Raw genomic sequence first — 18803 nt, forward strand, 5'->3', positions numbered from 1 at the left:
ATGGGTGCCATGCCCTCCTCGACGGTCCATCTGCTGCGCCACGGCCAGGTCCTCAACCCGGACCGCATCGTCTACGGGAGGCTGCCCGGCTACGGCCTCACCGAGCTGGGCGCGCGGATGGCGGAGACCGCCGCCGCGGAGCTCGCCCGCCGCGTGAACGCCGGCTCGCGCATCGTCCACCTCGTCTCCTCCCCGCTGCAGCGGGCCCGGGAGACGGCCGCGCCCGTGGCCCGCGAGCTGCACCTGCCCGTGCACCCGGACGAGCGGATCATCGAGGCGCCCAACCACTTCGAGGGCCTGCACGTGGACGTCCCCGAGCTGCTGAAGCCCCGGCACTGGCCGCACCTGCGCAACCCCCTGCGGCCCTCCTGGGGCGAGCCCTACCGTCACCAGGTCGCGCGCATGGCGGAGGCCGTGCTGGACGCCGGGCGCACCGCCGCGGAGCGCGGAGGGGACGGGGCCGAGGCCGTGCTGGTGTCCCACCAGCTGCCGATCTGGCTCGCCCGGCGCTCCGCCGAGGGGCGCCCCCTGCCGCACGACCCCCGGCGGCGCCAGTGCAACCTCGCCTCCATCACCTCGCTCGTCTTCGACGACCTCGGCTCCGGCCGTCCGCCCCGGGTCGTCTACAGCGAGCCCGCCGGCGACCTCTACCCAGGGGTCAACCAGCTTCCCGGTTCATAATGGCCGGGCGCCGCCGCCCTCCCCGTCCCGTCCAGAGCACCAGGTGATCCGTCCGTGACCTCCCGCCCCTCGCCCGCCTCCCGTCCGTCCCGCCGCCGTGTGCTCTCGCTCGCGGGCCTCGGCGTCCTCGGGCTCGCCCTCGCCGGGTGCACGGAGGAGGACTCCCTCGCCCAGCAGGCGAACTCGGGGGACCAGAAGGGCTACATCGCCGGGGACGGCACGGTCTCGGAGTACCCGGCCGCCGAGCGCGGGGAACCGGTGCAGTTCGCCGGCACGCTGTTCGACGGCACGCCCCTCTCCGCCGAGGACCTGCGCGGGCGGCCCGCGGTGCTCAACTTCTGGTACGCGGGCTGCGCCCCGTGCCGCGTCGAGGCCCCTGACCTCCGCGAGCTCGCCGAGCGGTTCGAGGGGCAGACCGCCTTCTACGGCGTGAACCTGCGCGACGAGCGGGCCACCGCCGAGGCGTTCGAGCGCACCTTCGAGATCCCGTACCCCTCCGTCGAGGACAAGGGCGGGGGCGTGCTCATGGCGCTGAGCGCCTACGTGCCGCCGCAGGCCGTGCCGACGACGCTCGTGCTCGACGCCCAGGGGCGGGTGGCCGCCCGCATCCTCGGCATCGCGGACCGCTCCGTGCTCGAGACCCTCCTCGAGGACACGGTGGCCGAAGCGGCATGACGGCTGGCAACCCCTTCGCCGAGATCGTCCTCGACGGCTCCCTCCTCGTCGCGCTGCCCGTGGCGCTGCTCGCCGGCCTCGTCTCCTTCGCCTCCCCGTGCGTGCTGCCCCTCGTGCCCGGCTACCTCGGCTACGTCACCGGCCTGACGGGCGCGGACCTGCAGGAGCAGCGGCGCGGCCGCGTGCTCGCGGGGATCACGCTGTTCGTCCTCGGCTTCTCCGCCGTGTTCCTGATGATGTCCGTGCTGCTGGCCCAGCTGGGCGCCTACGCCTGGTTCCTGGGGCAGAACTGGATCACCGTGGTCCTCGGCGGCCTCGTGGTGCTCATGGGCGTCGTGTTCCTCGGCGGGGTGTCCTTCTTCCAGCGGGACCGCAAGATCGAACGCCGCCCACCGCCCGGGCTCTGGGGCGCCCCGCTGCTCGGCGTGACGTTCGGCCTCGGCTGGGCGCCCTGCATCGGCCCCACCTTCGCGGCCGTGCAGGCGCTCGTCTACGTGGACGGCGCCTCGACCGGCAAGGCGGCCGTCCTCACGGTCGCCTACTGCCTGGGCCTGGGCGTGCCGTTCCTGGTGCTCGCCCTCGCCCTGCGCCGAGGCATGGGCGCCATGGGCTTCTTCCGCCGGCACCGCCTCGGCATCCAGCGCGCCGGCGGCGGTCTGCTCGTCCTCGTCGGCCTGCTCATGATGAGCGGCGCGTGGACCGCGTTCGTCTCCTGGGTGCAGGCCGAGCTCGTCACCGACTGGGTGATGCCGATCTGAGCACCTCCGACCCGCGAGCCCGCACCGGCAGCAGAAAGGCCGCCATGAGCACCGCAGCGCCCCCGTCGTCGTCGGGCCCCTCGTCCCCGGACCCGTCCGGACAGCGACCCCCGGACGTCGAGCTCCCCGCCCTCGGGCCCCTCGGCCTCGCCCGGTGGGCCTGGACGCAGCTGACCAAGATGAACACCGCCCTGTTCCTGCTGCTGCTCCTGGCGGTCGCCGCGGTGCCGGGATCGATCTTCCCGCAGCGGATCCAGGACCCGGCGGCGGTCCAGGACTACATCGACAACAACCCCGCCCTGGGGGAGTGGCTGGACCGGGTGCAGCTGTTCGACGTCTTCTCCTCGGCATGGTTCTCCGCGATCTACATCCTGCTGTTCGTCTCCCTCGTGGGGTGCGTCCTGCCGCGCGCGGCCAAGCACTGGCGGGCGTGGAGGGCCGAGCCCCCCCGCACCCCGCGCCGGCTCGAACGGCTGCCCGAGCACCGCTCCCTCACCCTGGGCGGGCGCGACGGCGCCGGGGCGCCGGCCCCGGACGACGTCGTCGCCGACGCCGCCCGGCTGCTCCGGAAGCGCGGCTACCGGGTGGCGGTGCGGGACGCCGGCACGGCCGCCCCGTCGGTGGCCGCCGAGCGCGGCATGTGGAAGGAGGTCGGCAACATCGTCTTCCACCTGGCCCTGCTGGGCGTGCTGGTGTCCGTGGCCGTCGGCTCCCTCTTCGGCTACAAGGGCCAGCGGGTGGTCGTGGAGGGCGAGTCCTTCGTCAACACCCTCATCGGCTACGACTCCTTCACCCCCGGCCCCAACTACGACGCCGACTGGCTCGACCCCTTCTCGGTGCGGCTCGACAGCTTCGAGGCCGTGTTCAACCGGGACACCACGGACCCGCGCAGCTACGGGGCGCCCCTGGACTTCACCGCGGAGGTCACGGTGCAGGACGAGCCCGGCGCCGAGCCGCGGCAGGAGGTCCTGAAGGTGAACCAGCCGCTGAACGTGCACGGCGTGAAGAGCTACCTCGTGGGCAACGGCTACGCCCCGGTGGTCCGGGTGACCGACGGCAACGGGGACGTCGCCTTCGAGGGGCCGGTCGTGACCGTGCCCTCCGACGGCGTCTACACGTCCTCGCTCGTGCTCAAGGTCCCGGACGCCCGTCCCGACCAGCTCGGTCTCGTGGGGCTGCTGCTGCCCACCGCCGTGGGCGGGGAGGGCGAGATGCCCCGCTCGGTGGATCCCGGCCTCGCCAACCCCCGGCTGATCCTCTCCGCGTACCACGGGGACCTCGGCCTGGACAGCGGTGAACCGCAGAACGTGTACGTGCTCGACGTCGAGCCCCTCACCGAGCTCAACGCCATGACCAACGAGAACGGCGCCATCACGCTCGACGCCGCGAACCCCGTGCACGAGCTGCCCGACGGGAAGGGCACCGTGGAGTTCCTGGACGTCAAGCGCTACGTGGGCCTGGACGTCCACTACGACCCCGGCAAGACGGGCGCGTTCGTCTCCTTCGTCGCGGCCTTCACGGGCCTGCTCATGTCCCTGTTCATCGCCCGGCGCCGCGTCTGGGTGCGCGCGGCGGAGGGCGTCGACGCCGACGGCCGGCCGTGCACGGTGCTGGAGCACGGGCTGCTGGCCCGCGGCGAGGACCCCCGGCTCGCCGCGGAGGCCGATCGGCTGGACCGGCTCTGGACCGAGCAGTGGCAGGACGCCGGCGTCCGGGACACGGACACCACGACGGCGACCACGGCATCGACCACGGCATCGACCACGCCGACGGAATCGACGAGGACGACGGAATCGACCACGACGACGGCGGCGGCCGGGAGCACCGTGCGCGCCGGCGGCCGGTCGGACGCCGGGCCGGACGCCCGGCCGGACAACGAGTGAGAGGATGGGCGGCATGACCGTCAACGAGACACTGGGCGCCTGGAGCGATCTGTTCATGCTGCTGGCGGCCATGACCTACCTGGTCGCCTTCGTGGCCTTCGCCTGGGACCTGGCGTCCCACTCCAAGACCCTGCGTGGGGCCGAGGGCGCCGGCGAGCGCGAGCTCGTGGGCGCCGGCGCGGGAGCCTCCGCGGCGGCCTCGGGGGACGCCGCGGAGCCCGCCGACTCCCGGGCGGGCCACGGCGCGGGCCACCGCGGGCGCGGCTACCGCACGAGCGCGCGCTCCGCCCTCGCCGGGCACGTGGCGGACGAGGAGATGCGCTACACCGGTGAGCGCCGTCCCGCCGCCCGCGTGGCCGTGGCCGTCATGGTCCTGGGCTTCGCCGTGCACACCGCCGCCGTGCTCAGCCGGGCCTTCGCGGCCGGACGGGTGCCGTGGGGCAACATGTACGAGTTCTGCACCACGGGCGCCCTGGTCGTCGCGGGCGTGTTCCTGCTGGCCCTGCTGGCCCGGGACCTGCGCTTCGTGGGCTCCCTGGTGGCCGGGCTCGTGGTGATCATGCTCTGCGCGGCCACCATCGGCTTCCCCACCCCGGTGGGGCCGCTGCAGCCCGCTCTGCAGTCCTGGTGGCTGGTGATCCACGTGTCCATCGCCGTGGCCGCCTCCGGAGTCTTCACCATCACGTTCGCGATGGCCGTCCTGCAGCTGCTGCAGGCCCGGCGGGAGCGGGCGATCCTGTCCGGCGACCGGCCCGGCATGGGCTTCCTGGCGATGGTCCCGTCCTCCCAGGCGCTCGAGAACCTGTCCTTCCGGCTCAACGCGGTGGGGTTCGCCTTCTGGACCTTCACCCTCGCCGCCGGCGCGATCTGGGCGGAGCAGGCCTGGGGCCGCTACTGGGGCTGGGACACCAAGGAGGTCTGGACCTTCGTCATCTGGGTGGTCTACGCCGCCTACATGCACGCCCGCGCCACCCGGGGCTGGACCGGCAACCGGTCGGCGTGGCTGTCGATCGTCGGCTACCTCTGCGTGCTCTTCAACTTCACCGTGGTCAACACGGTCTTCCCCGGCCTGCACTCCTACGCCGGGGTCTGACCCTCCGGCCGCCCGCGCCGGGCGACGACGAACGCCCCGCACTCCTCGGTGCGGGGCGTTCGTCGTGGTCGGGTCGCCGGTGGGTCGGTTCCGCGGTGCGGGTCGGCGGTGCGGGTCGGCGGTGCGGGTCGGCGGTGCGGGTCGGCGGTGCGGGTCGGCCGTGCGATCGCGTCGTGTGGTCGAGCGGTGCGGCCGGGCCGTGCGACGGAGCCGCACACCTGAGCCCTGCGGCTCAGGCGTGCGGCGGCCGGTTCCCGGGGGAGCCGTCGGTGGGTCCGTCGGTGCGGCCGGCGGACGACCCGCCGGAGGGCCCGTCGTCGGGGCGGTCGCGCGGACCGTCGTGCGGCCCGGTGCCGCCGGCCGCCCCCGGTCCGCCGTTGCGCCGCAGCTCCTCCTCCCACCGCCGGAGCTTCTCGGCCTTCTCCTGCTGCCGGCGGCGCTCCTCGAGGTTGCGCAGGAACTGGGGGTCGTCGTCGGGCCCCCTGCCGCGCACGGGGCGGGACGACTCGGCGGTGCCCTTGGGGCGCCCGAAGAACAACCACAGGAGGGCGCCGACGAGCGGCAGGAGGAGGATCACCGCGATCCAGCCGCCCTTGCGGAGACCGCGCATGTCGGTGCTGTCGGTCCGGGCGCACTCGATGAGGGAGTAGACGATCACGCCCACCGCCAAAGCGGCCGCGCCGATGATGAGGATGGCTCTGCCCATGCCGACAATCGTAGGGGAGTTGCCTGGATGCCAGCTCAGCGCCCCGGGAGATCTGTCAGGCGGTCCCGCTAGACTGGGCGCGTGAATTTCCTGAAGTACTCCCTGCTCCGGTTCGCGCTGCTCGTGCTGGCCTTCCTGCTCAGCATGTGGCTGGGCGTGGGGCTGGTCCTGTCCGGGGTCGCCGCCGTGGCGATCTCCTTCGCGGTCTCCTACCTGTTCTTCCCGCGCCTGCACGCCGCCGCGGGGGAGGAGTTCCACCGGTGGTTCGCGCGGGCGCCGAAGCCGCGCAACCGGGTGGCGCTCGAGGACCAGGAGGTCGAGGACGCCTACGTGGACCGGAGGCTGCGCGAGGACGGCCGCGAGGTCTGAGCCCCTGGCTGCTGATTCCGCAGCGGGGGCTCACCACCACTGCCGCAGCAGCACCGCCAGCAGGAAGAGCACGGCCCAGCCCACGTTGAGCACCCCGCACTGCCGGAGCACGGGGATGAGCCGGCGGCGGTCCCGCACCCGCAGCACTGTGGCCACGGGCGCCCACGCCAGCGGCAGGAGCAGCAGCACGAGGAGCATCCACGGGTTGTAGGGCACGAGGAACAGCACCAGTGCGAACGCCACGGCGATCTCGGCGGTGAACACCACCCGGGCCAGCGGGTCGCCCAGCCGCACGGCCAGGGTCCGCTTGCCGACCTCCCGGTCGCCGGGCAGGTCCCGGAGGTTGTTGGCCATCAGCAGGGCGGTGGCGATCAGGCCGGTGGACAGCGCCGCGACGAACGCCTCGAGGTTCAGGGTGCCGGCCTGGGTGAGCGTGGTGCCGAGCACGGCCACGAGCCCGAAGTAGACGAACACGAACACATCCCCGAGCCCGCGGTACCCGTACGGACTGCGCCCGCCGGTGTAGCCCCACGCGGCGAGCACGGCCGAGAGGCCGACGGGGATGAACCACCACTGGCGGCTCAGCACCACCAGGACCGCGCCGGCCAGTGCGGCGAGACCGAAGCACAGCAGCGCCGCCGCCAACACCCGCCCCGGCGCGGCCGCCCCGGAGCCCGTCAGGCGCAGGGGCCCCACGCGGTCGTCGTCCGTGCCCCGGATGCCGTCGGAGTAGTCGTTGGCGTAGTTCACGCCGATCTGCAGGAAAAGGGCCACCAGCAGCGCGAGCAGCGCGCGGACGAGGTCGAAGGAGTACAGGGCCTGGGCCGCGGCGGAGCCGGCCACCACGGGGGCGAGGGCCATCGGCAGCGTCCGGAGCCGGGCTCCCTCGATCCACTGGGCTGGCGTGGCCACGGGCTACCTCCGTCGAGAACGACCCGCGCGGGGTGCGGGTGCGGGATGCGGGCAACGGTGGGGGTCCGTGGCCGCGAACCATTGTGTCACGGCCCGGCCCCGGGTCGGGCGGGAGCCTCAGCCGAGCAGGCGTCCCACGGCGGCGCGGTCCGGTTTCCCGGTGGGCAGCAGGGGCAGCTCGTCCGGCCAGGCCCAGCGCCGGGGCACCACGGCGGCGCCGTGCCGGGCGCGCACCTGCTCCTCGAGCTCGGCGCGCAGCTGGCGGCGGTCCGTGCCGGGGGCGGCGACGACCGCGGCCCCGACCGCCTGCCCCCACTCGGCGTCGGGCACGCCGAGCACCAGGGCCTGGCGCACCGCGGGGTGCTCCGTCAGGGCGGCGGTCACGAGCCCCGCGGCGACCTTGACCCCGCCGGTGTTCACGACGTCGTCGACCCGCCCGTGCACCGTGAGCACGCCGCCGGCGGAGAGCTCACCGAGGTCGTCCGTGCGGTACCAGCGCGTCCCGGCGGTCTCCCGGAAGTGCCGTGCGGTCTGCTCCGGGTCCCCCGCGTAGCCGGCGGCGACGACGTCCCCGCCGAGCCAGATCCGGCCCGGCCCGGACCCGCCGCGGCCACCGGGGCGCGGGGCGTCGTCGTCGGCCCCCGCCACGTGCACGGTGACGCCGTCCAGGGGCACGCCGTCGTAGACGCAGCCCCCGCAGGTCTCGGACATCCCGTAGGTGGGGACCACCCGGACGTCCGCCGCCCGGGCGGCCGCCAGCAGGCGCGGCGGAGCGGCCGAGCCGCCGAGCAGGATCGCGGAGAAGCTCTTCAGCGCGGAGACCGCGTCCCCGTTGCGCACCCCGGACGCCGGCTCCAGGATCCGCTGCAGCTGGGTGGGCACGAGCGAGGTGTAGCGCACGGGGTCCTCCAGCTCCTCGGCCGCCGCCGCGAAGGCCTCCGGGGTGAAGCGGGCCGCCGGGTCGAGGACCACGGGGTCCGTCCCGGCGTAGAGGGAGCGGACGAGCACCTGAACCCCCGCCACGTAGTGGACGGGCAGCGCGAGCAGCCACTGGCCCACCCCGCCGGTGCGCACCGCGGTGGCCATCGAGGACGCCGCGAGCGCGTCCCGGGTGAGGACCGTGCGCTTGGCCCGGCCGGTGGACCCGGACGTGCGCACGACGACGGCGGGGCCCTCCCGGCCCAGCGCGCGGGTCAGCGGGGACAGCAGCCGCAGGGGGTCGCCGGCCACGGGCCCGTCGAGGACCACGGCGTCGGCGGGGACGATCAGCTCGGCCATCACGGCCCTCCTCCTCGCGCCGCCGGACGGGTCGTGACCCGCAGAACAGGTCGTGGCCCGGCGGCAGGCGGCCTAGAAGTAGTAGGGGAAGCCGGACCAGTCCGGGTCGCGCTTGCCCAGGAACGCGTCCCGGCCCTCGACGGCCTCGTCGGTCATGTACGCCATGCGGGTCGCCTCGCCCGCGAAGACCTGCTGGCCGACCATCCCGTCGTCGGGCAGGTTGAACGCGAACTTCAGCATCCGGATCGCCTGCGGGGACTGGGCGGCCACGTCCCGTGCGGCGTCGATCGCCGCGTTCTCCAGCTCCGCGTGCGGGACGACCTCGTTGACCGCGCCCATCTCGAGCATCCGCTGCGCGTCGTACTCCCGGGCGAGGAAGAAGATCTCCCGCGCCGCCTTCTGCCCCACCTGCCGGGCGAGCAGCGCGGAGCCGTAGCCGGCGTCGAAGGAGCCCACGGTGGCGTCCGTCTGTTTGAACCGCCCGTGCTCCCGGGACGCGATCGTGAGGTCGCAGACCACGTGCAGGGAGTGCCCGCCGCCCGCGGCCCAGCCCGGGACGGCGGCGATGACCACCTTGGGCATGGTGCGGATCAGGCGCTGCACCTCGAGGATGTGCAGCCGCCCGGCGCGGGCCGGGTCGATGCTCTCGGCGGTCTCGCCCCCGGCGTAGCGGTAGCCGTCGCGGCCGCGGATGCGCTGGTCCCCGCCGGAGCAGAACGCCCAGCCGCCGTCCTTGGGGGAGGGCCCGTTGCCGGTGAGGACCACGGCGCCCACGTCGGAGCTCATCCGGGCGTGGTCGAGCGCGCGGTAGAGCTCGTCCACGGTGCCGGGGCGGAAGGCGTTGCGGACCTCCGGGCGGTGGAAGGCGATCCGCACCCACGGCAGGTCGCGCAGCACGGCGCCGTCGCCGTCCCGCTCCACGCCGCGGTGGTAGGTGAGGTCACGGAGGTCCTCGAAGCCCTCGACCGTGCGCCACTGCGCCGGGTCGAAGAGCTCGGAGACCCGCTCGGGGAGGTGGCTGCTGGCGGGGGTCGGGGTCGCGTCGGTCACGGGTCCGAGTCTACGGGGACTTCTCCGTCGGCCTCGAGCCGGGCTCCCGGACCGTCTGCAGCGGTGCCGTGGAGGGCGGGAGGGATCGGGTCCCGGCCGCGGCCGCGCACGGGTGACCGCTGCCGGCGTCCCGCCCGGTCCGCGCCCGCGGCGTCCGCCAGCAGCGCACGCACCTCGTCGGCGGACCCGCACGCCAGGGCCCGCCGCGCCAGGTCCTGCGCACCGGCCAGCGTCACGTCCCGCAGCCGCGCCTTGACGAGGGCCACCTGGGTGGGCACCACGCTGAGCTCCTCGACGCCCAGCCCGGCGAGCACCACCGCCGCGGCCGGGTCACCGGCGAGGTTGCCGCACACCGCGACGTGCGTGCCCTCGGGCACCTCGGCGCACACCCGGGCCACCAGGTCGAGCACGGCGGGTTGCCGGGCGTCCGCCAGCGCGGAGACCGCGGTGTTGCCCCGTTCGGCGGCCATCGTGTACTGCGCGAGGTCGTTGGTGCCGATGCTCACGAAGTCGAGCCCCTGCGCCACGCGGCGGACGGCCAGGGCCGCGGCCGGGACCTCGATCATGACGCCGACCCTCATCCCCGCCGGACGGCCGCCGATCGCCGCGGAGGCCTCGTCGAGCCGCTCCAGCGCCCACGCCACCTCCTCGGCGGTGCTGACCATGGGGAACATGACGTGCACCGGGTGGTCCCGGGCCACCAGACAGATCGCGGTCAGCTGGTCGCGGAGCACCTCCGGTGCCCGCCGCACGAGCCGGAGCCCGCGCTCGCCGAGGAACGGGTTCGCCTCGTGGGGCGCGGGCAGGAAGGGCAGCGGCTTGTCGCCGCCGACGTCCCAGGTGCGGACGGTCACCGGCCGCCCGGCGAACGCCTCGGCGATCCCGGCGAACGCGGCCGCCTGCGCCTCGACCGACGGGGCGTCGTCCAGGTGGCCGAACAGGACCTCGGTGCGCAGCAGGCCGCACCCCTGTGCGCCGAGCGCGACGGCCCGGCCGGCGTCGGCCGCCGTCGTGACGTTGGCGAGCACCGGCACCGGGTGGCCGTCCGCGGTCGCGCCCGGTTCGCGGGCGGTGGCCAGGACGCGCTCGGCCTCGACGGCCCGGGCGGCCGACAGCTCGCGGAGGGAGCGCCGGGTGCTCTCGTCGGGGTCGACGACGAACCGCCGGGCCCGCGCGTCGAAGCCGACGACGGTGCCGGGTGCCACGGCGGCGGCGGCCGGCCCGGCGTCGTGGTACACCGGGATGCCGCGTGAGCGGGCGACGAGGACGCCGTGCCCGGTGTCCCCACCCGCCAGCGCGACGACGCCCGCGACCCGATGCGGGTCCAGCGTCGCCGCCGTCGCGGCGTCGAGCTCCCGCACGACGAGGACCACGGGCGGGCCCCCGGCCGGGACGGCGTCCTCGGGCGCGCCGGTTCCGGCCAGTGCGGCGAGCACCCGCTGCCGCACGCTGCGGACGTCCTCGGCGCGCGCCCGCAGGTAGGGGTCGTCCATCGCCTCGAGCTCTCCGCCCAGCGCGGAGAGACGGTCCTCCCAGGCCGTGGGCGCGGGCGCGCCGGCGGCGATGCCGGCGGAGACGGCGTCGGTCAGCCCGGGGTCGACGAGCAGGGCCTCGTGGGCCTCGAGGACGGCGCCCTCCGGGCCGGGGCCTCCCGCGGCGGAACGGCGCAGCGCGGCCAGCTCGCCGAGCGCGCGGGCGACGGCCGCGTCCGAGCGCCGCTGCTCCTCGGCAGGCTCGCCCGGCCGGTAGCCGGAGAGGTCGATCGCGCCGCCCCGCACGACCGCCGGGCCGAGGGCGACATCGACGCCCGATCCGGCGGCGGGCGGCATGGGCACGACCGTCGGACCGGCCGACCCGGGGGCCGCGGGGGGCGCCTGCCCGGAGGGCCGGTCGCCCCAGGAGTCCGCGGCCAGCGCCCGCACCGCCTCGGTCAACGACTCGGCGCCGGGTCCGGACGCCTCGAAGCGCAGCCGGTCGCCCTGCCGGACGGCGAGCGTCACGAGCCCGGACAGGCTGCGGGCGTCGACCGGACCGCGGCCCGTGCGCAGGTTCGTGACCACGGCGGCCGCGTCGGCGGCCCGCACGAGCCCGACCAGCCGGGCGGCCGGGCGCGCGTGCAGGCCGTGCGGGGTGTCCACGGGCAGCTCGGCGACGACCTCGGGTGCCGCGGGCGGCGCCGTCGTGCCGGTCGCCGACGGGTCCGCCGCCTCCCCCAGGTGCGCCAGCTTGGCGGCCAGCCCGCGGCCGGCCTCCTCGAGCACCGCGTCCAGCGGCGCGCCGGTCGCGGCCGTCACCACGGCCGCGACCAGTCCCTCGACGAGCGGAGCGGGCGACAGGCGCACCCGCTCGGCGACGTCGGGCGGCACGAACTCCCGCGCCATCTCCGCGCTGAGCACGGCGCTGCCGAGGTCGAGGAGCACCAGCACGCCGTCCGGTGAGTCGACGGCGGTGATGGCGTCGGCGACCGCGGCGGCGTCCGTGCCGAACCCGTCGCCGGCGCCCGCCGCCACGGCGATCGGCGGGCGCTCCGCGACCATCTCGCAGGCCAGCTCGACGGCCGCCTCGGCCAGCGCGCGGCTGTGCGAGACGACGACGATGCCGATCACGGCAGGCTGTCGGCGGCGGACCGCAGCAGCAGCGCCGTGCTGGTGGCGCCCGGGTCCTGGTGGCCGGCGCTGCGCTGGCCCAGGTAGCTGGCCCGGCCCTTGCGGGCCACGAGCGGGATCGTCGCGGCGCAGCCCTCCTCCGCTGCGTCGGCCGCCGCGGACAGCGCGTCGGCGATGCCGGCGCCCCCGGCCACCGCCGCGTCGTACGCGTCGAGTGCCGGCACCAGGGCGTCCACCATCGTCTTGTCGCCCTGCTGGGCCTTGCCCCGGGCGACCACGCCCTCCAGCCCGGCCCGCAGCGCCCCGCCCAGCGTGGCGGCGTCGACGGCCTGCCCACCGGCCAGCCCGCCGCCGACCCGCAGGAAGAACGTGCCGTACAGGGGGCCGCTGGCTCCGCCGACGGTGCTGACCAGGGTCATGCCGGCCTTCTTCAGCAGCGCGCCGGCGTCCCCGGCGTCGCCCGCGTCCAGCGCGCCGACGACCGCCCGCACGCCACGGTCCATGTTGCTGCCGTGGTCGGCGTCGCCGATGGCGGAGTCGAGCTCCGTGAGCTCGGCGGCGTGGTCGTGGACGACCTCCGCGAACCTCCGCAGCCAGCGGTCGAGACCCTCGGCGGTGACCTCCGGCATCACGTGCCCCAGCGCAGGCCCGGGGTGTTGACGGGCGCGTCCCACAGGCGGACGATCTCGTCGTCCGCGCGCAGCAGGGTCACGGAGCAGCCGGCCATGTCCAGCGAGGTGATGTAGTTGCCGACCAGGCTGCGGGCGACCGGGACGCCGGCCTTCTGCAGCAGCTGCTGCACCTCGGAGTACATGATGTACAGCTCGATCAGCGGCGTGCCGCCCATGCCGTTGAGCAACGCGATCACCGGGGCGCCGTCGGCCGCGGGCAGGTCGGCGAGGACCGGCTCGACGAGCATGGCCGCGACCTCCCGCGCGGGAGCGATCGGCCGCCGTTCGCGCCCGGGCTCGCCGTGGATGCCGATGCCGACCTCGATCTCGTTCTCGTCGAGCTCGAACGTCGGCCTGCCCGCGGCCGGGACCGTGCACGAGGTGAGTGCCATGCCCATGCTGCGCCCCTGCTCGTCGACCCGCCGCGCGATGTCGGCGACCTCGGAGAGCGGACGGCCCTCCTCGGCGGCCGCGCCGGCGATCTTCTCCAGCAGCACGGTGACCCCCACTCCGCGACGTCCGGCGGTGTACAGGCTGTCCTGCACGGCGACGTCGTCGTCGGTGACGACCGAGACCACCTCGACACCGTTCTCGGCGGCGAGTTCGGCGGCCATCTCGAAGTTCATGACGTCGCCGGTGTAGTTCTTCACGACGTGCAGGACGCCGGCGCCGCCGTCGACGCCGAGGGTCGCGGCGAGCATCTGGTCCGGCACCGGGGAGGTGAACACCTCGCCGGCGCAGGCCGCGTCCAGCATGCCCGGGCCCACGAACCCACCGTGCATCGGCTCGTGCCCGGAGCCGCCGCCGGACACGAGGCCCACCTTGCCGCGCCGGGGCGCGTCGGCGCGGAAGACGACGCGGTGGGAGTGGTCGACGCGCAGGCGGTCCCCGTGCGCCGCCTGCATGCCGAGCAGGGCCTCCCGGACGACGTCGGCCGGGTCGTTGATGAGCTTCTTCATGTGCCCTATCCGACCACTCCGCCGGTGGTCGTGACAACAGTTCCGGACGACTGTGGGCCATTGAGTCCTCGGCGCGCGACGAGAGCGCCGCCCCACGGCCGGCCCCGCGCCCCGGCCCCCGAAACCGCTCCCCGGACGCCGCGCTGACCTCCCGCAGTGCCGGCCTCCGGCGGCCGAGACCCTAAGCTCGGAGGATGGCTGACTTCCGGACGAGCACCCTGCACACCGCCCCTGTCGGGGACGACGGCGACCGCGTGGTCTTCCTGCACGGCCTGTTCGGCCGGGGCAAGAACTTCACCCGGATCGCCAAGGATCTCCAGCCCGACTACCGGAGCCTGCTGGTGGACCTGCCCAACCACGGCCGGTCCGAGTGGACGGACCGGGTGGACTACGAGCAGATGGCGGACTCCGTGGCCGAGACCCTGCGGGACGACTTCGCCTCGGAGGGACCGGTCGCCGTCGTCGGGCACTCCCTCGGCGGCAAGGTGGCCATGGTGCTGGCGCTGCGACACCCGGAGCTCGTCTCCCGGCTCGTCGTGGTGGACATCGCCCCCGCCCGGGCCGGGGGCGGGGAAGGCGAGTTCGCGCACCTGCTGGACAGCCTCGCGGCCGTGGACCTGACGACCGTCGAGCGCCGCTCGGACGTGGACGAGGCCCTCAAGGAACCCATCCCGTGGGACACCACCCGCAGCTTCCTGCTGCAGAACCTGCGCAGGGGCAGGGAGGGCCTCTCCTGGGAGCCGAACCTCGAGCTGCTGCGGGCGAGCCTGGACACCATCGGCGGCTTCCCCGACACCGGGGACGCCGTCTACGAGGGGCCGGTGCTCTGGGTCGCCGGCGGGCGCTCGGACTACGTCCGCGACGAGCACGCGCCGGTCATGCGCGGCCTGTTCCCCCGCACGCACCGGGTGACGATCCGCGAGGCCGGCCACTGGGTCCACTCGCAGGAGCCGGAGAAGTTCGTCGAGGTGCTGCGCGGGTTCCTGGCGCACACCGGGTGACCGCCTTCCCCGCGCGGGCCACGGCCGTTCCGGGGGTGGCCGTCGGGCGCGGCGGCCGCCGGACCACCACGGCCGGGCCCCTGGCGGCGGTGCGAGACTGGAGACCATGAGCTCCGTCCCCTTCGACCTCGCCCGGATCGGCGCCGGCCTGCCGGTCGCCGGGGTGCTCGGCGAGCTCCGCGCGGCCCTGACCGGCGGCGTCGCCGTGGTGCAGGCCCCGCCCGGCACCGGCAAGACCACCCTGGTGCCCCCGCTCGTCGCCGACCTGCTGCACGAGCGCGCCGCGGGACCCGGGCCCGGCCGGGTGGTCGTCACCCAGCCCCGCCGGGTCGCCGCGCGCTCGGCCGCCCGCCGGCTGGCGCACCTGGCGGGGACCCGCGTGGGCGAGCTCGTGGGCCACACGGTGCGCGGCGACCGGCGCACCGGGGCCCGTACGCTCGTCGAGTTCGTCACCCCCGGCGTGCTCCTGCGCCGGCTGCTGCAGGACCCCGGCCTGCCCGGGGTGGGCGCCGTGGTCCTCGACGAGGTCCACGAGCGCGGTCTCGAATCCGACCTGCTCGTCGGCATGCTGGCCGAGGTCCGGCAGCTGCGCGAGGACCTGGTGCTCGTCGCGATGTCCGCGACCCTCGACGCCCCGCGCTTCGCCGGCCTGCTGGGCGAGGGCGCCCCGGCCCCGGTGGTCGACTGCCCGGCGGCCCTGCACCCGCTCACGGTCCGGTGGGCCCCGGCCCCCGGCCGGCGCACCGACGACCGGGGGGTCACCCGCCCGTTCCTCGACCACGTCGCCCGGACCGCGGCCGACGCGCACGCGCAGGCCCTGGCCCGGGACGGCGCCACGGACGCGCTCGTGTTCGTCCCCGGGGCGTGGGAGGTCGCCCAGGTCGCCCGGCGGCTGCGGGAGACCTGCCGGGGGACCGAGGTGCTCGAGCTGCACGGCCGGGTCGGGGCCGCCGAGCAGGACCGGGCGACCTCGGGACGCCGGCCGGGGGACCCGCCGCGCGTGGTCGTCTCCACGTCCCTGGCCGAGTCCTCCCTGACGGTGCCGGGCGTGCGCCTCGTGGTCGACTCCGGGCTCTCCCGGGAGCCCCGGCGCGACGCCGGCCGCGGCATGACGGGCCTGGTCACGGTCGCGGCCTCCCGGGCCTCGGCCGAGCAGCGGGCGGGCCGCGCCGCCCGGCTCGGGCCCGGGGAGGTGGTGCGCTGCTACGACGAGCGCACCTGGGCCGCGATGCCCCGCCACCTCACCCCCGAGCTCGCGGCCGCCGACCTCACGGGCGCCGCCCTGCTGCTCGCCTGCTGGGGCGCCCCCGGTGGACGGGGCCTGCCCCTGCCGGACCCGCTGCCCGCACCGGCCCTGGCCGACGCCGTCGCCGTGCTGCACGGGCTCGGCGCGATCGACGACGACGGCCGGGCCACCGCCACCGGCCGGCTGCTGGCGGCGGTGCCCGTGGACCCGCGTCTGGCCCGCGGCCTGCTCGACGGCGCCCGCACCGTGGGCGCCCGGCCGGCGGCCGAGGTCGTCGCGATGGTCTCCGACGACCACCGCCCGCCCGGCGGGGACCTGTCCCGCCTGCTCGCCGAGCTGCGCTCCGGGCGGGCCCCGGACGCCCGCCGCTGGGCCGACGAGGCCCGCCGCCTCGAGCGGATCGCCACGGACCCGCCGGCCGCCGGAGCGCTCGGGCAGCCCGTGCCGCCGACGGCCGGGGACGTCCCCGCCGAGCTCGTGACCGGTGCCGTCGTGGCCCTGGCCCTGCCGGAGCGGGTCGCCCGGAAGGTGGGGGACACGTACCTGCTCGCCTCCGGGACCCGCGCGGGCCTGGCTCCCGGGAGCGGCCTCGCGGGCCACGAGTGGCTCGCCGTCGCCGACGTCACCCGGGCGGCCGGCCAGGCCGCCGCCGGGACCGGTGCGCTCGTGCGCGCCGCGGCGGCGCTCGACCGCCCCCTCGCCGAGCGCTGCGCCGAGCACCTGCTCACCGACGAGGTCCGCACCCGGTTCGAGAACGGGCGGGCGAGCGCCCGCCGGGTCCGCGCGCTCGGGGCGATCGAGCTGTCCTCGACCCCCGTGCGGCCCGCCCCGGAGGCGGCCCGCGCGGCGGTGCGCGCCGCCCTGGCCGAGCAGGGCCTCGGCCTGCTCGGCTGGTCGGACGGCGCCGACCGGCTCCGGCGCCGGCTCGCGCTGCTCCACCACCGGCTCGGGGACCCGTGGCCGGACGTGGCCGACGCCGCCCTGCTCGACCGTCTCGACGAGTGGCTCTCGCCCGAGCTCGGCGCCCTCGCCGGCGGTGGCCGGGTCGATCTCGCCGCGCCCCTGCGGCGGCTGCTCCCGTGGCCGGAGGCCGCCCGCCTCGACGAGCTCGCCCCCGAGCGACTGGTCGTGGCCAGCGGCTCCCGGGCCCGGATCGACTACCCGGCCCCCGACGACCCCGCCGGCCGGCCCGTGGTCAGCGTCAAGCTGCAGGAGTGCTTCGGGTGGGCGGCGTCCCCGACGGTCGCGGCCGGCCGGGTCCCGGTCCTCTTCCACCTGCTCTCCCCGGCGGGGCGGCCGCTGGCCGTGACCGACGACCTCGCCTCGTTCTGGTCCGGCCCCTACGCCCAGGTGCGCGCCGAGATGCGCGGCCGCTACCCGAGGCACCCCTGGCCGGAGGACCCCTGGACCGCGCCGGCGACCGCCCGCACCGCGCGCCGCTCCTGAGCGCGGTCCCCGAGCCCGGCCTCCGGGTCCGTCCCTGAGCACATACCCCGGGCCTCGTGACGGGACCCCGTGACGGGGCTCCGTCAACGGGTCCCGTCACCGGGCCCCGTGCCCGCGCGGGGTGGGTGGCGTCCTCCTGTGATCTGGGTTACGGTGGAGTCACCGCACCTGCCGAGCGCGTTGATCCAGCGCGCACGGACCGGCTCGCCCACCTCGCGATCCCCGGCCCGAGGCACGCACCGGCCGGACCCCGCGACGCGATCGTTCCCGCGGGCCCGGGACCGGTCACGGTTCCGCCGGGCAGCACCTGCCCTCCCAGCACGGGTGCCCCGGCACATCTGTCACACCGCAGCTCGCTGCACCTCACGGAGAACGGGTACGCCCTCATGACTGCCACCTCGATCGAGACCTCGACGACGCCCCCGACCACCTCGTCCCTGCCGCTGGTTCCCCAGGCCGCCGCTCCCGCGGTCGGCCCGGAGCTCGCCCGCTCCTGGCTGCTCGTCAACGGCGCCCAGGCCGAGCGGTTCGCGGCGGCCCGGGCGAGCGCGGCGGACGTCGTCGTCCTGGACATCGAGGACTCCGTGGCGCCCAAGGACAAGGAACGGGCCCGCCGCAACGTCATCAGCTGGCTGGACGCCCAGGACGAGCACGGCGAGCAGCACCACGCGTGGGTGCGGGTCAACGGCTTCGGCACCCAGTGGTGGGAGGAGGACCTCCGGGCCCTCGCCGGCGTCCGCGGCCTCGACGGCGTCATGCTGGCCATGGTCGAGTCCCCGGAGCACGTCACCCGCACCGCGGAGCTGCTCAAGGACACGAGGATCGTCGCGCTCGTCGAGACGGCCCGCGGCGTGCAGCACCTGCAGGCCATCGCCGGCGCCCGCTCCACGTACCGCCTCGGCTTCGGCCTGGGCGACTTCCGGCGCGACACGGGCTTCGGCGAGAACCCCATGACGCTGGCCTACACGCGCTCGCAGTTCACCATCGCCTCCCGGGCGGCCAACCTCCCCGGCCCCATCGACGGGCCCGCCGTCGGGGCGCTCGGCCCGAAGCTCGCCGAGGCCACGTCCGTGACCCTCGAGTTCGGCATGACGGGCAAGCTGTGCCTGATGCCGGAGCAGACCGCCACGGTCAACGAGGGCCTGAGCCCCTCCCTGTCCGAGCTGTCCTGGGCCACCGAGTTCCTCCAGGAGTTCGACGCCGACGGCGGGGAGATCCGCAACGGCTCCGACCTGCCGCGCCTCGCCCGCGCCAAGAAGATCCTGGGCCTGGCCGGCGCCTTCGGCCTGAGCGTCCCCGAGGGCTACGACGTCCACTTCGAGGCGCCGACCGACACGTACCACTGCTGATCCGGTGGTGAGGGGCCGGCACCCGGCCCCGCCCCCGCGCGGGAGCGCACCCCCTCCCGGCGCGTCCGACGGACCGGTGGGTGCCGTGCAGACACGGCGCCCACCGGTTCTTCCGTGTCC

General features: G+C 75.9%; 16 protein-coding genes. 9 read left to right on the top strand and 7 right to left on the bottom strand.

Going from position 1 to position 18803, the window contains the following annotated elements; translation table 11 throughout:
• The first annotated feature begins 9 nt into the window (after positions 1-9).
• Genes ACFYE3_RS02555 through ccsB form a run of 5 tightly spaced genes read left to right on the top strand, consistent with a single transcriptional unit; the run spans position 10 to position 5090 of the window.
• Entirely contained in the window at positions 10-681 is a 672-nt protein-coding gene (locus ACFYE3_RS02555; protein WP_368830513.1) for a histidine phosphatase family protein, read from the top strand.
• A 54-nt stretch (positions 682-735) separates the two neighbouring features.
• A complete protein-coding gene (locus tag ACFYE3_RS02560; RefSeq protein ID WP_387605150.1) occupies positions 736-1356 on the top strand; it encodes a TlpA family protein disulfide reductase in 621 nt (206 codons plus the stop codon).
• Positions 1353-2114 carry a cytochrome c biogenesis CcdA family protein gene (locus ACFYE3_RS02565; protein WP_387605148.1) on the top strand — a complete coding sequence of 254 codons (762 nt, stop codon included), beginning with the start codon at positions 1353-1355 and terminating at the stop codon, positions 2112-2114. Before ACFYE3_RS02560 ends, ACFYE3_RS02565 begins: the two co-directional genes overlap by 4 nt.
• A 44-nt stretch (positions 2115-2158) precedes the next feature.
• The gene (gene resB, locus ACFYE3_RS02570) at positions 2159-3997 is read left to right on the top strand and encodes a cytochrome c biogenesis protein ResB (RefSeq protein ID WP_387605147.1); all 1839 of its coding nucleotides are present in this window, start codon (positions 2159-2161) and stop codon (positions 3995-3997) included.
• A gap of 13 nt (positions 3998-4010) precedes the next feature.
• Positions 4011-5090 carry a c-type cytochrome biogenesis protein CcsB gene (gene ccsB / locus ACFYE3_RS02575; RefSeq protein WP_387605146.1) on the top strand — a complete coding sequence of 360 codons (1080 nt, stop codon included), beginning with the start codon at positions 4011-4013 and terminating at the stop codon, positions 5088-5090.
• 232 nt (positions 5091-5322) lie between these two features.
• On the opposite strand, the gene ACFYE3_RS02580 is transcribed toward ccsB, so the two are convergent.
• The gene (locus tag ACFYE3_RS02580; protein ID WP_387605145.1) at positions 5323-5796 is read right to left on the bottom strand and encodes a PLDc N-terminal domain-containing protein; all 474 of its coding nucleotides are present in this window, start codon (positions 5794-5796) and stop codon (positions 5323-5325) included.
• Between the two features lie 81 nt (positions 5797-5877).
• On the opposite strand from ACFYE3_RS02580, the gene ACFYE3_RS02585 reads away from it, so the two are divergent.
• Complete coding sequence (locus ACFYE3_RS02585; RefSeq protein WP_387605144.1) at positions 5878-6165, top strand: DUF4229 domain-containing protein; 288 nt, start codon at positions 5878-5880, stop codon at positions 6163-6165.
• Positions 6166-6195: 30 nt separating this feature from the next.
• On the opposite strand, the gene ACFYE3_RS02590 is transcribed toward ACFYE3_RS02585, so the two are convergent.
• The 6 genes from ACFYE3_RS02590 to dhaK all read right to left on the bottom strand — a co-directional run bounded on the left by ACFYE3_RS02590 (position 6196) and on the right by dhaK (position 13641).
• The gene (locus tag ACFYE3_RS02590; RefSeq protein ID WP_387605143.1) at positions 6196-7077 is read right to left on the bottom strand and encodes a 1,4-dihydroxy-2-naphthoate polyprenyltransferase; all 882 of its coding nucleotides are present in this window, start codon (positions 7075-7077) and stop codon (positions 6196-6198) included.
• A 117-nt stretch (positions 7078-7194) separates the two neighbouring features.
• Positions 7195-8355, bottom strand: a complete 1161-nt coding sequence (locus tag ACFYE3_RS02595; protein ID WP_387605142.1) for an AMP-binding protein — start codon at positions 8353-8355, stop codon at positions 7195-7197.
• A gap of 72 nt (positions 8356-8427) precedes the next feature.
• Positions 8428-9405 (bottom strand): 1,4-dihydroxy-2-naphthoyl-CoA synthase, encoded by a 978-nt coding sequence (locus tag ACFYE3_RS02600; protein WP_368830504.1) that lies wholly within the window; start codon positions 9403-9405, stop codon positions 8428-8430.
• Positions 9402-12011, bottom strand: coding sequence for a phosphoenolpyruvate--protein phosphotransferase (gene ptsP / locus ACFYE3_RS02605; RefSeq protein ID WP_387605141.1), 2610 nt, complete (start codon positions 12009-12011; stop codon positions 9402-9404). The genes ACFYE3_RS02600 and ptsP overlap by 4 nt, the downstream gene beginning before the upstream one ends.
• Positions 12008-12640, bottom strand: coding sequence for a dihydroxyacetone kinase subunit DhaL (gene dhaL / locus ACFYE3_RS02610; RefSeq protein ID WP_387605139.1), 633 nt, complete (start codon positions 12638-12640; stop codon positions 12008-12010). Before dhaL ends, ptsP begins: the two co-directional genes overlap by 4 nt.
• A complete protein-coding gene (gene dhaK, locus ACFYE3_RS02615) occupies positions 12640-13641 on the bottom strand; it encodes a dihydroxyacetone kinase subunit DhaK (protein ID WP_387605138.1) in 1002 nt (333 codons plus the stop codon). The genes dhaL and dhaK overlap by 1 nt, the downstream gene beginning before the upstream one ends.
• A gap of 194 nt (positions 13642-13835) precedes the next feature.
• On the opposite strand from dhaK, the gene ACFYE3_RS02620 reads away from it, so the two are divergent.
• The 3 genes from ACFYE3_RS02620 to ACFYE3_RS02630 all read left to right on the top strand — a co-directional run bounded on the left by ACFYE3_RS02620 (position 13836) and on the right by ACFYE3_RS02630 (position 18683).
• A complete protein-coding gene (locus tag ACFYE3_RS02620) occupies positions 13836-14642 on the top strand; it encodes an alpha/beta fold hydrolase (RefSeq protein WP_387605137.1) in 807 nt (268 codons plus the stop codon).
• Between the two features lie 106 nt (positions 14643-14748).
• Entirely contained in the window at positions 14749-17334 is a 2586-nt protein-coding gene (hrpB, locus tag ACFYE3_RS02625; protein ID WP_387605135.1) for an ATP-dependent helicase HrpB, read from the top strand.
• Positions 17335-17720: 386 nt separating this feature from the next.
• Positions 17721-18683: an HpcH/HpaI aldolase/citrate lyase family protein gene (locus ACFYE3_RS02630; RefSeq protein ID WP_387605133.1), complete on the top strand. Its 963-nt coding sequence runs from the start codon at positions 17721-17723 to the stop codon at positions 18681-18683.
• Positions 18684-18803 lie beyond the last annotated feature (120 nt).

This window comes from Kocuria arenosa, assembly GCF_042879215.1.
Taxonomy (GTDB): domain Bacteria; phylum Actinomycetota; class Actinomycetes; order Actinomycetales; family Micrococcaceae; genus Kocuria; species Kocuria arenosa.